This window comes from Rheinheimera sp. (assembly GCF_020217005.1).
In the GTDB taxonomy this organism is placed as follows: domain Bacteria; phylum Pseudomonadota; class Gammaproteobacteria; order Enterobacterales; family Alteromonadaceae; genus Pararheinheimera.
The window spans coordinates 1-13,462 of the sequence record NZ_JAIWOI010000230.1; the positions used below are offsets into that span (position 1 = coordinate 1).

The following is a 13,462-nucleotide window of genomic DNA, read 5'->3' on the forward strand; positions in this document are numbered from 1 at the left end:
AAGTTTTAATTGAAGCGAAATACAGATTTGTTGAACTCACCGATTAACTTTTACTCAATATCAGGAAGCTATGACCAGTCCGTGCTTAAGTTGCCAAACTTCTCCTTGTTGTTCCCATCTGGAACTCACATCATTTCCAATCCGAAGCCAGACTGAATTAGATCAGGCTTTATACTTCTCCAACTTCAGTAACATCGATACCACTTTCAGTGCTGACTGGCGCTGTACAGTTTATTTCCTTAGTCGATGTAAAAACCTGACAGCTGAGGGTGGATGTGCAGTGCACAATGCGCCAGAGCAGCCCCTGGTTTGTGTGAATTACAATCCTTATAAGTGTTTTTACAGCAAAGTTATGACTAATAAGGCTGAGCCAAAACCAGACTTAGTATGGATGGATAACCAACGTTGGCGCCTGCTGCAGCACTGGTTATCCAGCGATGACGATCGCATCCCCTTTTATCCGGCATGGCCTGAGCTGTTGCTGCAGTTACTGCAGTCTGAACTTCAGGGTGGAAAACCAGTACAAAATACACAGCCTGTATATGACACAGCTTATGCAAACTGGCTGATTTGGGCGGAAACTCAGACTGCGTTGCCCGCCCCGCCAAAGTTCAGTCTTAGTCAATACAGGTCTATCTGTAATTCCTGCAGCAGCTGGTGTTGTAGCTTTTTATCTGTGCCATTAAAACAACCCACCGAATTTAAAGATATTGACTACATCCGTTACTGTCTTAATTTTGAAGGAACTCAAGTGGCTATCACCGAGACAGGTTGGTCGCTGCTGGTAAAAACCACCTGCAGTCATCTTCGGGATAATCAATGCAGTATTTACCAGCAACCGGAACGTCCAAAACTATGTCGTTATTATCCTGAGCAGGATTGTTACTATAGGAAAACCATAGCTCAACCAAATAACACTCAAGGCTATTTACGTTTAGCACAGTCGGAATTTGAGCTAATGGCAGGTTTGTTTCACTTTCAGGATCATGGACAACTGCTGCCTCTGCCTGATATCGCCAGCATCAAAGCCTATGTTGAGCAACAATTGGCAGCGTCTGACTATGGTTAAACACCTACATAGAGGTGCGGCTGCGACGGATACCAAATCATTAGCTCATGTGTCTGGTTTTGTTGCTCAACGCAAAAACCCAAAGACTGGTAAATAGTTTTGAGCTTAGTGTTAAAGCGGTCCACAACTAAAGCAACAGGTAAGCTCTGCTGGGCAGCCACATACTGCACAGCGCGGAGCACGGCAGGACCATAGCCCTTGCCCTGAGCCTGAGGTATCAACATCAAATCAATGATATGTACCAGATTCACCCCCATATCGATCATAATTCGGCCTATAGGCTCCGATGTTTTCTCTATCACTAGAGTTTGCGCATTAGGGAAGCGTTCGGCATAACTCTGACTTTGCATGTCAAATTGCTGCTCTATCAGATGCTCAATATAATCGCGTTCAGCCTCAGCAAATCGCAGTAATGCCCTGCTGCTATTGAATAAATTGCTGATAAAGGGCTGATCTGAAGGCTTTGCCATTCGAAGTCCAAGCCCATCAGGTAGAGTGAAAGTAGCTGCCATACGAAATCCCTCTTTAATACAATGAGGCATAAGCCAGGAGTTGTTGATACATAGGCAATAGCTGCTGCCTTAATTCTTCCGATTGAACCGCAGTAAAATGACTCTGTTTCCATAAGTCAGGCTGAAACAGTAGCTCTGGATTTTTGCTGTACCTTTGCTGACTTAGGTTCATCTCCCGTAGCTCGGCGTCGGAAAAACAGAGTTTAAAAAATGGTAGGATCCCCTGTTCAATTTGCTGTGGTAACTGCTGATAGTCGATAACCAAAGCCAGCTCCAATGCAGCATATTTTAGTATCTCCCGCATCAAGTGTTGCAGTACCAGCTGCTGATAGTGCAACAATGACCCTTCTTCCAGATCAGGAACCAACTCAAATAGCCGGCGCTGTGCCATCAGAGGCACCATGTGCCAACCCGCCGTCTTTTGATGCGAAGCCAGAATAGCCAGAGGCTGACGAGTCAAAAACACCAGCGGAACGCTAGGGTAAAGCAGGATTATTTGCTGGAGAAAGTTCAGATCCCATGCATTCCATTTCACCACCAAATGCTGCTCTTTGTCTCTTAGCTTGCCTTGCAACGCCAGTAGCAACTTCAGTGCAATTCCACGCTCTTCATCTTCCAGCTGGCGGTCTTGTAGTACAGAAGTTAAAAGCCCCGACTCAGCTATAACCCGGCATGAGTTGCTGACCGCAATGCTGCGGGAAACCAGTGTTGAGCCGCAACGCGACAAATGAAAAATAAAGCCCGCAGGAATGGAAAATTCAATGTCTTGCCTCTGTTTCAACAGAACCTTCAATCGGGTTTTAGGCTTTAACAGGCTTGCCACTATGCTTTGCTGCACTTCAGTTACGTAGTCCGAAAAATAGCTTTGAGTTGGCCGGCCAAATGCGGGCAACCATAGCACTTCCTGTTCTGTACTTTTGTAAGCGTAAGGCAACCAAAACTGATTAAATAATGTCAGTTGAGGCTCAAAGCAGACTGAATTTCCATATTCTAAAAATTCGTGCAATTCGATGTCTGAGCAATGTTCCAATTGAAAGATCCGGCGAAGACAGTGTAAGAAACTGCTCACATCAGAACACAACTGCAATTGTCTCAGGCCATCAACGTCTTGGATTAAATCTTGATACCATTCGGGCTTAAGCATCAGTATTCACTTGATACATATTGATGTATTGCACCATACGTGGCCACTGCGCTTTATTACGGCTGGCGCCATGAGGCAAGGCCTGGTGCCAGATTATTAAATCACCTGCCTTTGCAGCTATCGCCTTAACTGGCCAACCGGACCAGTCTTGTTGCTGCAATTCTGTGGGATGCTCGTTGTGACTTGAAATCCAACCATCTATCTGAAGATGGAAACCAGGCACACAACAAAAAGCTCCTTGCTGTTCTGTGGTGTCAGTTAAATAAATTAGCCCCTGTGTCCCAAATGGCACTGGAGCAATCAACTCGATGTCCCAATGCAGATCAGGCCCAGGGAAACGCCATGCCTGAGTCTCAGGGGGATTAAAGCTGACTCTGTCGGTTGTCATGATCAGATCGGTACTTTGCCACAATTGCTCAAAGATTTGCCGGATCAGAGGCTGTTTTCTGTTCGCATCTAACACCGGATGACGAAACAATTGCAGCATAATTTTCTGCATTTTATCTGTGTTTTGATACCAGCTGTCAGGCTTTGCCGGGTCCGCTTGCAAATACTGCCAAATCACATCGCAGCTTCGCTTACATTGTTCTTTTGTTAACAGGCCAGGGATCACCAGATAGCCCTGACTGTGCCAAAACTCCAGCTGGGCCTGGTTGAGTACCTGAGGCACAGGCTCAGTAGATAAAGCTGTATCGGCTTTCAACTGTAGCTTTTGGTTAATGTCTGTAATCTGTGCTTTAGTCAGGGAAATGCTTTGGATCCACGACACTATATCTGCAGTCTGGTGAAATTGATGTAAAGCTTGTAGCCCGGGTTCCAGCCCTATACCACAGAGGTCCAGCACCGCAGTGTCCAACGACCATTCATCGGCATAAGCAGCAGTATCAAGCTGCCGCTGGATTTTGAGCTGTATTTTCTGCCACAGTCTGAGCAGATGGAAAATGCCGCCCAGTGACAAATCTGCACTTGCCGCCAAAGCGCCAGGACCTGACGCAGGATTTACCTGTTGATGTGGCGCCTGCATTTGGACTTGTTGTTGTAGCCAATCGTTGGCTTCACAATCAATAACCAGGTTAATTCTGGCGCTAGTACCCTTGTTTTCTACCCAATGCATTTGATCGGCATTGATGTACCACAATTGGCCTTCCTGCATTGGCACTAACCGACCTGCAACATAAAATTGTAGGTCAACATTGGTCTGTAATGGCAGATGTAATCGCGCTTCACCTTGCTCAACACACAATCCGTAATCTCTATGAGGTTTAATCATGGCACCAGGTTGCAGCCGCATTAAACGGACGGATTTAATAGGGACAGGCAATTGACCCAAAAAGGTTTTGACCGTTGGAGCCAGGTCCAGTGCCGGTAGGTCCCTCCACTCCGTGTCCTGTTCTATAGCAAAACTTTGCAAAATGGCGTGAGCCTGCTGATGCTTGCCTGCACAACGCAAAGCCAGAACGTCCCAGCCTCCTGTGTAATCCGCTTGATTCACATGCGCACACCAGTGTTGCTGCGCAAGTAGTTGCAACTCCCGCTGCATGCTCTGTAGCAGCTCTGTTGTTGTAATCAGGGAAAACAGACAATGGTTCATGGCTAAGTCATTATTTTTATTCTATAAAGGAACTAGGCTAGCACAAAAAAGGAACATTTCAAGCAACTAACATCTTGATGTTTAAACCTGTAAAAACAAACAAAAAAATTTAAAAAAGGAACAATAAGAAGTGAACCCAGAGAATACAGAATTGCTGCAAATGACTCGTTTTTTTATACAGATAAAGCTGCCTTTCCAATTGGTTTCTTTGTCAGAACCATGCTTTTTGCCAGGTTTGAAAATCCAGCATGGCTGTCTGTTGATAGATACGGAAAAGCTAACTCATCCCGGAGATTGCTTGCATGAAGCGGGTCATATTGCGGTGACCACGACCGAACAACGCATCTTACTCCAGAGCAACGTCCGCACTTCAGGCCATGGTCCTGCCGAGGAAATGGCAGCTATCGCCTGGTCCTGGGCTGCCTTAAAGCATTTAAACCTGCCGCCTGAATTTGTATTCCATAGTGAAGGCTACAAAGGTAGTTCAGAAGCTTATATCTCAGCCTTCAGTACAGCAGGCGGCTTTGGCCATCCTTTATTGAGTTGGTATGGTATGTGTGAGCCGGCAGGCACTCAGACTGGTTACCCTCAGATGAAATTATGGTTAAGGCCATAAGAATGGCAGCGGATTAGCTATTGTTGCAGTATAAAATGCAGCTGATTACGCACCGCCTCCGGATCTAAATGGGTAAAAGGCAAAATCAAATCCATTTTGCCGTTTTGATCCAAATCTTCAGTCGAAGCTAGCATACCATTCAGAGGTATAGCTTGCTTTAGTCGGATACTTTTACTGCTGAAGAGTTTTTCTCTGGCACTTTGATATAACTTCAGATGATCTTCATCCCCTATCAGTAACAGAGCCGGAGCTTGCTCTGACACCAGCACTTTTAGGACGGGTAAATTGACCTGTGCGTTGCCAATACTGACCTGAGCTGTGGCATCCTGCCGATAAACCGCTTTATCCGGGAATTTGCCACTTGGTAGCTGAGGGAAAAATTGCAGCTCCATATTGGCCGTACCCGCCAGTAAGGCCCGCACTAAAGTACCAATACCAAACTCAGCAGCTGGGGTAAAAAAATCCAACTTTTTATCATTGTTTAAATCAGTAAATACAGGTTCAGACTGAATACCTTTGGTGTTGATCCGCGCGTCAGGTTCGGCGTTAAACTTCAAATTGCCATGCTCAGTTTTTCCGTAGTGAATACGGTAGCTGTAGCTTTGCTCCACCGCGTCAGCAAATTGCTCCTGCCGTACAATAAGATCAGCAATACTGTCGTTATTTAAATCTTTCACATCATACAATCTGTTGATTGACAGGCCTTTAAAACTGCGGCCATCACCTCCCCGCACTTCAGCCAGTGTATCAGGTGTTAAACCCAGCCCCAGCTGAATAGTTTGAGCCTGGGTCGAAAAGCCGGTTTCGGTTTGTAGGTACAACAACAGGCTATCGTCTATCGCAAAAGCTATATCAGTGCGGCCATCGGCATTCCAGTCCAAAAAGCGGGCCTTGCGGCTAGTGTAATCCGGGTTTTCATCAAATAAGCGGGATTTAGCATCCACCGCCAGAGAGAATTTAGTAAAACTACCGTCCTGTTGCTGCATATACACATAATGGGCTTTAAAGTCCGGTACTATAAAATCTGACAAACCATCGTTGTTAAAGTCATACACAAAATCCAGTTTCATCAATCGTTTGCCATCCACAGTGCGATATAAAGATTCTGTATTTAGTAATCGTTGCCAACTGCCGTCTGTAGCGTTAAACGCACTGATGCCTTCTGTGCCCAATACCACTAACTGTTCTTTGCTCTGGTTTTTAATCTGAGCTTTTTGGAAAAACTGTGCTTGTGTGGGAATAGGAACTTGCTTTGCGGTATTGGTGGTTAAATCAACCCAACTAAGCCAACGACTCTCAGAGGAATGACCTGACTGAAGCAGAGCTTTGGCCTGAGGGATCAGCAGACTATCGCCATTGGCCGGATGCTCCAGTTGCACCTGCACCTGCTTAAAGTCTGAAGCCATCAGGGGTTTGGCACTAATAACTGTGGTGGCAGCTAACCCGAGCATATACTTCAACATTTTCATTCCCTGTTACTCCATCTGGCTTGGGTATACGCAAAAACTGCTATTCGGAGATCAACAGAGGAAAAAAGTTCCTGCACACCCTGATAACAGCGTAAAATATTGAATTGTTTCCTGTTCCAACCGCTAAGCGGCCAACCCAAGAGAGTTTTTATGTCGATAAACTGGTTCCCAGGCCATATGCACAAGGCCCGTAAAGAAATTGCGCAAGTCATGCCGCAGGTCGATATCATTATCGAAATGCTGGACGCCCGCATTCCTTTTTCCAGTGAAAACCCTTTGGTGCCGGAACTGCGTGGTGACACTCCGGTGATTAAAGTACTGAACAAAGCTGATCTGGCAGACCCCGCGATCACCGCATTGTGGGTTGAGCGCTTTGAACAGGAAAAGGGTATAAAAGCCATTCCTATTAGTCAGCAAAATCCTGAACAAATCAAGGCTTTATTAGAACTTTGCAACCAGATGCTGCCAGAACGTAATTTAGATATACGGGGCGCCCGCGCTATGATTATGGGGATACCTAACGTGGGAAAATCCACCATTATCAATACGCTGGCAGGCCGCACTATTGCCAAAACCGGCAACGAGGCTGGTGTCACCAAAGTACAGCAACGGATTAAGCTGGATAACAATGTGATCTTAACCGACACCCCAGGATTTTTATGGCCTAAGTTAAGCCCGGCCAGCTGTGGTTACCGTTTGGCTGTCACCGGAGCTATTAAAGATACTGCCTTTGATTACGCTGATATCGCAATTTTCGCCGCAGATTATTTGCTAAAAGCCTATCCGCAACAAGTGATGGCTCGCTATCAGCTGGCAGAACAGCCAGAAAACGACGTTGCCCTGTTAGATGCCTTGGGTGAACGTCGTGGTTGCATGCGCAAAGGCGGAGTAGTCGATTTACAAAAAGCCGGCGCTATTTTAATTACCGAACTGCGTGCTGGCCTGTTTGGACCTGTCAGTCTGGAAACACCAGATATGGTGACAGAGGAATTGCACAATGCTAAGTTAGAAGAGGCCGTCAGAGCTGCTGAAAAAGCCGAGCGGGAAAAAGCCCGTCAGCAAAAAGCCAAGAAAAAATACCGTTAGCCCGGCAGGTCCGGCGACGGACCAACCAGGGAATCGTGTTATGCGTTTTTTTACTCCATCAGTGTTCAGTCTGTTACTGCTTGCCAGTGGCGCTTTATCCGCGGCTCCTGTAGTGCTGCATAATATTCATGGTTATGGTTTTGATGAACAAGGTGAGATCACCAGATTTAGCCATTTTGTATTTGATAATCAAACTGGTAAAGTTTTAGCCCGCGGCGATCAATCAGCAGCAGCGGCCTACAACAAAGCTGAGAAAATAGATGGTAAAGGCCAGACTTTATTGCCAGGATTAATTGACGGTCATGGTCATGTTCTGGGATTAGGCCAAAACCTGAATCAGGTGGACTTACGAACCAGTAGCAGCGAAGCTCAGGCTGTGGCGCAAGTAGCAGCATTTGCCAAAAGCCACCCGCACTCGCAATGGATTTTAGGCCGAGGCTGGAACCAGGTACTGTGGCCAACTCAGCAGTTTCCGGGTAAAACCTTGCTGGATGAAAGTATAAATGACAAACCAGTCTGGCTAACCCGGGTTGACGGGCATGCAGGCTGGGCCAACAGTAAAGCACTGGAACTGGCGGGTATCAGCAAAGAAACTATAGATCCACCTGGTGGCGAAATTATCCGCGACAAAGAAGGTAACCCAACTGGCGTGCTGATAGACAACGCCATGTTATTGCTGGAAAAACAAATACCGCAGCAATCTGAAGCAGAGCGGTTAGCTGCCTTAGACGCCGCTTTTCAGCACTTGTTAGCTTTGGGTATTACCTCAACCCATGACGCTGGTATCGATCAAGCGAACTTGCAGAGTTATCAGCGACTACGCAAAGAAGGTAAACTGCCTCTGCGCGTTTATGCCATGTTATCGGCCACAGATCCGCATTTAGCCGACTGGTTAAAAGCCGGCCCTATTCTGGATAAAGAGGATATCTTTGTCGCCCGTTCCGTCAAAATTTATGGTGACGGCGCTTTAGGTAGCCGTGGCGCTGCTTTAATAGAGCCCTATTCTGACCAACCAGGCCAAAAAGGTTTATTCGTTACCCAGCCCGACAAGTTAACAGCGGTAATGAAGCTGACGCTGGACGCAGGTTTTCAAACCAATGTGCATGCCATAGGCGATTTAACCAACCGCCTGGTATTGGATAGATTTGAACAGCTGGCCAGTAAAGAACAGCTGGAGCAAGGCCGTCATCGTATTGAGCATGCACAGATAGTTTCGCCTAAAGATATTCCACGTTTTGCACAGCTGCATATCTTGCCTGCGATGCAACCAACCCACGCTACCTCGGATAAAAATATGGCGGCAGACCGTTTGGGTATAGCCCGTTTGCGCGGTGCTTATGCCTGGAAAACTTTTGTCGATCAGGGCAGCCGGATCGTCGGAGGTTCAGATTACCCGGTCGAGCTGGCGAATCCGTTTTACGGCATTCATGCCGCTGTGACCCGACAGGATCAGCAAAATCAACCTGTAGGTGGCTGGTTACCAGAGCAACGCCTGACGTTAACTCAGGCATTAAAGTCTTTTACCGTCGACGCAGCTTATGGCGCCTTTCAGGATCAAAGCATGGGTTCACTAGCACCTGGTATGTGGGCTGATTTTATTCTGGTCGACCGTGATATTTTTAAAGTGCCGCCAGAAACTTTATGGCAAACCAAAGTGCACCAAAGCTGGGTAGCAGGACAGCAAAAATACCAGGCACAACTGTAGGGGCGGGGTTTATCCCCGCCCGTCTAGCCGACCAATCTATGTTCGGAAGAAATAGCGCAGTCCACAAGGCTGCGGCTTCAAGTAAGAAGGTTGTAACCCAAATTAATTGGAGTTGCAGCAAGGCGACAAGTAAACGAGTTCCCGGGAGCATAGGCCACTATGTGACCGGGGCGAGAGCACGCAGTCAACGCAGCTGCGGCTTCAAGTAAGAAGGGTTTATGATTAGTCAGAAATGGTCCAAGCTGATTCGGTCCTTACAGCAAAAAAAATACCGCAAGGCAGAGCAACTGTTTTTTGTCGAAGGCGAAAAATCGGTGCTGGAGTTGCTGCACAGCTCCTGGAAAGTGCGGGCAGTTTTTGGTACTGAAGCGTTTTTGCAGCACCACCATAGTCTGTGCGTTAAAGCGGATTTAGTGCAGCAATGCACAGAGCATGAATTAGTGCAGGTTGGCACCTTCAGCAGCAATAACGCGGCTCTGGCCGTAGCTGAAATACCAGTCTCCCATGCCTTTAAAGAACAAGCTGAAGAGTGGGTTCTGGTGTTGGATCAAATCAATGACCCGGGCAACTTAGGTACTATTATCCGGGTCGCCGATTGGTATGGTATTCGTCATATCCTCTGCTCACCTGACACTGTGGATTTGTATAATCCCAAAGTGATAGCTGCAGCCAAAGGCTCATTTTTGCGGGTGCAGATGTATTACCAGGAGTTATTGCCTGTATTAAAACAAAGCACCATGCCGGTGTATGGAGCTTACCTCGAAGGTGAGTCAGTGCATCAGTTAAAGCTCAGCAAGGCAGGTGGTTATCTGGTCATGGGTAACGAAGCCAATGGCATAAGCCCTGCATTAAAGCCTGTCATCACCCACCCTGTCACCATTCCGGCTTTTGGTGATACCGAATCACTGAATGTGGGTATAGCCACAGCTATTTTATGTGACAACCTGAAACGCCTTTCTGCATCTTAGAGAGTCTGAGTTATCGCGGATCTGTCTGTCGGCATAAAACCAGATCCGCTACACTAAGCGCTATTTCTTTTGCCCCGCTGAGGTTTTATGTTCCCTACCCTCGAAGACTATGTTGGCCAGACACCTTTAGTGCGGCTACAACGTATGGCTGGCCATACCAAAAGCACCGTATTGCTGAAACTGGAAGGTAATAATCCAGCAGGTTCAGTGAAAGACAGACCAGCGCTTTATATGCTGCAACAGGCCGAAGCCCGTGGGGAAATTAAACCGGGTGACTGCCTGATTGAAGCCACTAGTGGCAATACTGGCATAGCACTGGCGATGGCAGCCGCCATCAAAGGCTACAAAATGAAGCTGATTATGCCGGACAATATGACTGACGAGCGTAAAGCGTCCATGCGGGCTTATGGCGCCGAGCTGATACTGGTCAGTAAAGAACAAGGCATGGAATACGCCCGTGATTTAGCCAAACAAATGCAGGCTGAAGGTGTGGGTTTAGTGCTGGACCAGTTTAATAACACCGATAATCCGGCCGCGCATTTCGCCTCCACTGGCCCTGAGATCTGGCAACAAAGTTTCGGCAAAGTGACTCATTTCGTCTCCAGTATGGGCACCACAGGTACCATTATGGGTGTGTCACGTTACCTGAAACAACAAAACCCTGAGGTTCAAATTATAGGACTGCAACCGGCTGAAGGCAGCAGTATTCCTGGTATTCGGCGTTGGCCAGAAGCTTATTTACCAGGCTTTTATGAAAAACAGCGGGTCGATCAAATCATAGATATAACCACAGACCAAGCCTTAGCAACTATGCGTCAGTTGGCGCAGCAGGAAGGCATCTTTTGTGGTGTTAGTTCAGGCGGTGCTGTGTATGCAGCATTGCGTCTGGCTGAGCAGCTAGACAACGCTGTGATAGTGGCCATCATCTGTGACCGCGGCGATCGTTATTTATCCTCAGGAATTTATTAGTGCCTTTTGAATACTTAGCTTTATTAGCAGCTGCGTGTTGGGCTGTTGGCAGTTTACTATCAGCAAGCGCTTCCAGTCATTTAGGCGCCTTTGCCTTTACCCGCTGGCGTCTGACGTGTGCGGCAAGCATGTTATGGGCGTGGGCTTTCTTTAGTGGCGGTGTCAGCACTTTGGCTTTACCTCAGCTGCCGCTGTTAGCCATATCGGCGCTTATCGGTATTCTGATTGGCGATACCTCGTTATTTGCCTCTATGAACCGGCTCGGCCCCCGTCGAGCCGGTGTACTCTTTGCCACTCATGCCATGTTCTCCGTGTTACTGGCCTATCTGTTTTTAGGCGAATCCATATGGGGCTGGACCTTAGTGGGTTGCGGTTTGTTAAGTTCGGGTGTCATGACCGCCATCGTTCTAGGCCGCAGAGCGGAAGAGCAACACCATTGGGAGTCGAATCAATCTCAACTACGTTCCGGTATCTTGCTGGGTTTAACGTCAGCCTTATGCCAAGCCGCCTCGACCCTAATGTTAAAGCCTTTGATGGAAACTGACATAGACGCTGTCAGTGCTTCAGCTGTACGTATGACAGTAGCCTTATCTGCTCACCTACTTTTATTTTGGGCAGGATTTAAAGTCGCCCGGGTTTATTTGCCTATGACGAAAAAAGTATTCGTCATGGTATTTATCAATGCGGGGCTGTCCATGGTGATAGGTATGACGCTCATTTTAAAAGCACTAAAAACAGGTGATGCTGGCTTGATAGGTATGCTGTCGTCAGTTAGCCCTGTATTGGTCGTGCCTTTGTTATGGCTGGTTTATAAAAGGCGTCCTGCCGTCGGTGCCTGGATAGGTGCTTGCTTCACAGTGGCCGGTACAGCGCTGATTTTATGGCATTGAGGCAGTTAAATAGCTTCGGGGATCTGGTTTCTGTGATAATCAATCAAACTCAAAATTTCGGCCAAAGCGCCGGCATGGCTTGGTGTTAAAATACCGTTGTGGCCAAAAATAATATCGTCCGACACGGCCAGTACCCAGACTGCCTGCATATTGGCGTCATCACAGCTCTGAATAGTACGGCGAGCCTGTACCCTGGCACGAATACGCCAGCCGGAACGATTGAGCTGCATCATACAACCCGGTATGGCGTCATGCTGAGCTAAACTGCTGTGCAGTTGGATTGGAGTCTCACAGTTGCCTCTGGGGCATTTATCAATATCATGAGTAATGGCCCAGGAATTACCTACCGCCTGCTCACCATCTTTTAAGAAATTAAAGGCTTCTTTGACTGCAAAATCACCTTTGGATTGCAAAACAACCATACTGGGTTTTTGGCGGTCAACACTTAATAAGGTGTCGAGCGGTTTATACTCTTTTGCTGTTACTGCTGGGTTTAATAGCAGATACAAGTTAGGATTATCTCTGCCAAGATTTATGGCTTTTTTTATTCGTTCTTTACTGGCGTGCAAAGCTACAGAGCCACCTAAGCTATGGCCGATAAAGATGTAGCGTTTTAATTGACCTTGTTCAACCACTGCGTCCAGCTTATCCAATAGCTGACTGACGCCTTGCTCGCCTACTAGTCGCGACACTCTTTTACGCTGAAAAATGGTCGGAAAATCAAGAGGCTCCATCCAACCTTCCGATTTATAGGAACCATCAAGCCACAAAGGATCATACTTGTCGCCGCGCCAGCCTAAGTAAAGGCCGATAAGATTACGCTGTGGCGCTGCTTGCTGTAACTCTTTTATGTAGGTCTGAAAAGCGACAAAATTTGCATCGGTCGGGGCCGCATTTTGATGCCAGCCATGGACAAAAATAACAAGCTCTGCTGTGGCTGAATCAGGTTTTTTTATGCGTTCAAACAAAGCCTGCTGCTGCTTTAAATCATGCGGCTGGCCTTCGTCATTAAACTCTACCACGTGAAAATTGCTGCTGGCGGTTGTTTCATCAGGGAAATGATATTGCTGATCTGGAACTGGTGTGACAAAAGTGGAGATGAGCAGCAAAATAAGCAACATCAATGGGGTTAATTTCAGCCATGAACGCCAGCCAAGCCGGATCATTCTGAACCAAAGGTATTGCACTGCACGAACTAAGATCAAAACGCACCCAAAACTGCTGTAAAAACGGGCTGCATTATAGCCAACTGGTTGTGTAAAAGGTAGGTGGAAGTGGTGAGTGTCTGAACGGAATTGCCTGAAGGAGCGTCAGTTTTGAGTTTTAAGAGCGGTGAGGTGACAGCGGAACCTCTTGTCCGGCCTTTCGCAGAGCTCAAGGCGTGAAACAGGCGTGACGCAAAACTGTTTGCGTCCCGAATTCCCTGTTTCACCCTGGCGGTGA

At 47.2% G+C, this 13,462-nt stretch carries 12 protein-coding genes; 7 read left to right on the top strand and 5 right to left on the bottom strand.

Annotation, left to right across the window (positions count from 1 at the left end):
* Positions 1-352: 352 nt before the first annotated feature.
* Positions 353-1,069 carry a YkgJ family cysteine cluster protein gene (locus tag LDL40_RS11270; RefSeq protein ID WP_300995477.1) on the top strand — a complete coding sequence of 239 codons (717 nt, stop codon included), beginning with the start codon at positions 353-355 and terminating at the stop codon, positions 1,067-1,069.
* Here the strand turns inward: LDL40_RS11270 and LDL40_RS11275 are convergent.
* The 3 genes from LDL40_RS11275 to LDL40_RS11285 are packed head-to-tail and all read right to left on the bottom strand — an operon-like array spanning position 1,066 to position 4,316.
* Positions 1,066-1,539, bottom strand: a complete 474-nt coding sequence (locus tag LDL40_RS11275; RefSeq protein ID WP_300995478.1) for a GNAT family N-acetyltransferase — start codon at positions 1,537-1,539, stop codon at positions 1,066-1,068. The genes LDL40_RS11270 and LDL40_RS11275 overlap by 4 nt on opposite strands.
* A 55-nt stretch (positions 1,540-1,594) precedes the next feature.
* The gene (locus LDL40_RS11280) at positions 1,595-2,725 is read right to left on the bottom strand and encodes a hypothetical protein (protein ID WP_300995479.1); all 1,131 of its coding nucleotides are present in this window, start codon (positions 2,723-2,725) and stop codon (positions 1,595-1,597) included.
* Positions 2,718-4,316, bottom strand: a complete 1,599-nt coding sequence (locus tag LDL40_RS11285; protein ID WP_300995480.1) for an aspartyl/asparaginyl beta-hydroxylase domain-containing protein — start codon at positions 4,314-4,316, stop codon at positions 2,718-2,720. The genes LDL40_RS11280 and LDL40_RS11285 overlap by 8 nt, the downstream gene beginning before the upstream one ends.
* Before the next feature lie 298 nt (positions 4,317-4,614).
* Here LDL40_RS11285 and LDL40_RS11290 point away from each other — a divergent pair, with 298 nt between their 5' ends.
* Entirely contained in the window at positions 4,615-4,932 is a 318-nt protein-coding gene (locus LDL40_RS11290) for a hypothetical protein (RefSeq protein ID WP_300995481.1), read from the top strand.
* Positions 4,933-4,949: 17 nt separating this feature from the next.
* Here the strand turns inward: LDL40_RS11290 and LDL40_RS11295 are convergent, their stop codons facing one another.
* Entirely contained in the window at positions 4,950-6,395 is a 1,446-nt protein-coding gene (locus tag LDL40_RS11295) for a VCBS repeat-containing protein (protein ID WP_300995482.1), read from the bottom strand.
* 156 nt (positions 6,396-6,551) lie between these two features.
* On the opposite strand from LDL40_RS11295, the gene ylqF reads away from it, so the two are divergent.
* From ylqF to LDL40_RS11320, 5 genes are all read left to right on the top strand, one after another.
* A complete protein-coding gene (gene ylqF, locus LDL40_RS11300; RefSeq protein WP_300995483.1) occupies positions 6,552-7,487 on the top strand; it encodes a ribosome biogenesis GTPase YlqF in 936 nt (311 codons plus the stop codon).
* A gap of 40 nt (positions 7,488-7,527) precedes the next feature.
* On the top strand, positions 7,528-9,192 hold the full coding sequence (locus LDL40_RS11305; protein ID WP_300995484.1) for an amidohydrolase: 1,665 nt from the start codon (positions 7,528-7,530) through the stop codon (positions 9,190-9,192).
* Positions 9,193-9,410: 218 nt separating this feature from the next.
* On the top strand, positions 9,411-10,160 hold the full coding sequence (locus LDL40_RS11310) for an RNA methyltransferase (protein ID WP_300995485.1): 750 nt from the start codon (positions 9,411-9,413) through the stop codon (positions 10,158-10,160).
* Between the two features lie 87 nt (positions 10,161-10,247).
* Positions 10,248-11,129 (top strand): cysteine synthase CysM, encoded by an 882-nt coding sequence (gene cysM, locus LDL40_RS11315; RefSeq protein WP_300995486.1) that lies wholly within the window; start codon positions 10,248-10,250, stop codon positions 11,127-11,129.
* Entirely contained in the window at positions 11,129-12,019 is an 891-nt protein-coding gene (locus tag LDL40_RS11320; protein WP_300995487.1) for a DMT family transporter, read from the top strand. Before cysM ends, LDL40_RS11320 begins: the two co-directional genes overlap by 1 nt.
* A gap of 5 nt (positions 12,020-12,024) precedes the next feature.
* Here LDL40_RS11320 and LDL40_RS11325 read toward each other — a convergent pair whose 3' ends face one another.
* On the bottom strand, positions 12,025-13,224 hold the full coding sequence (locus LDL40_RS11325; protein ID WP_300995488.1) for a hydrolase: 1,200 nt from the start codon (positions 13,222-13,224) through the stop codon (positions 12,025-12,027).
* Positions 13,225-13,462: the final 238 nt, after the last annotated feature.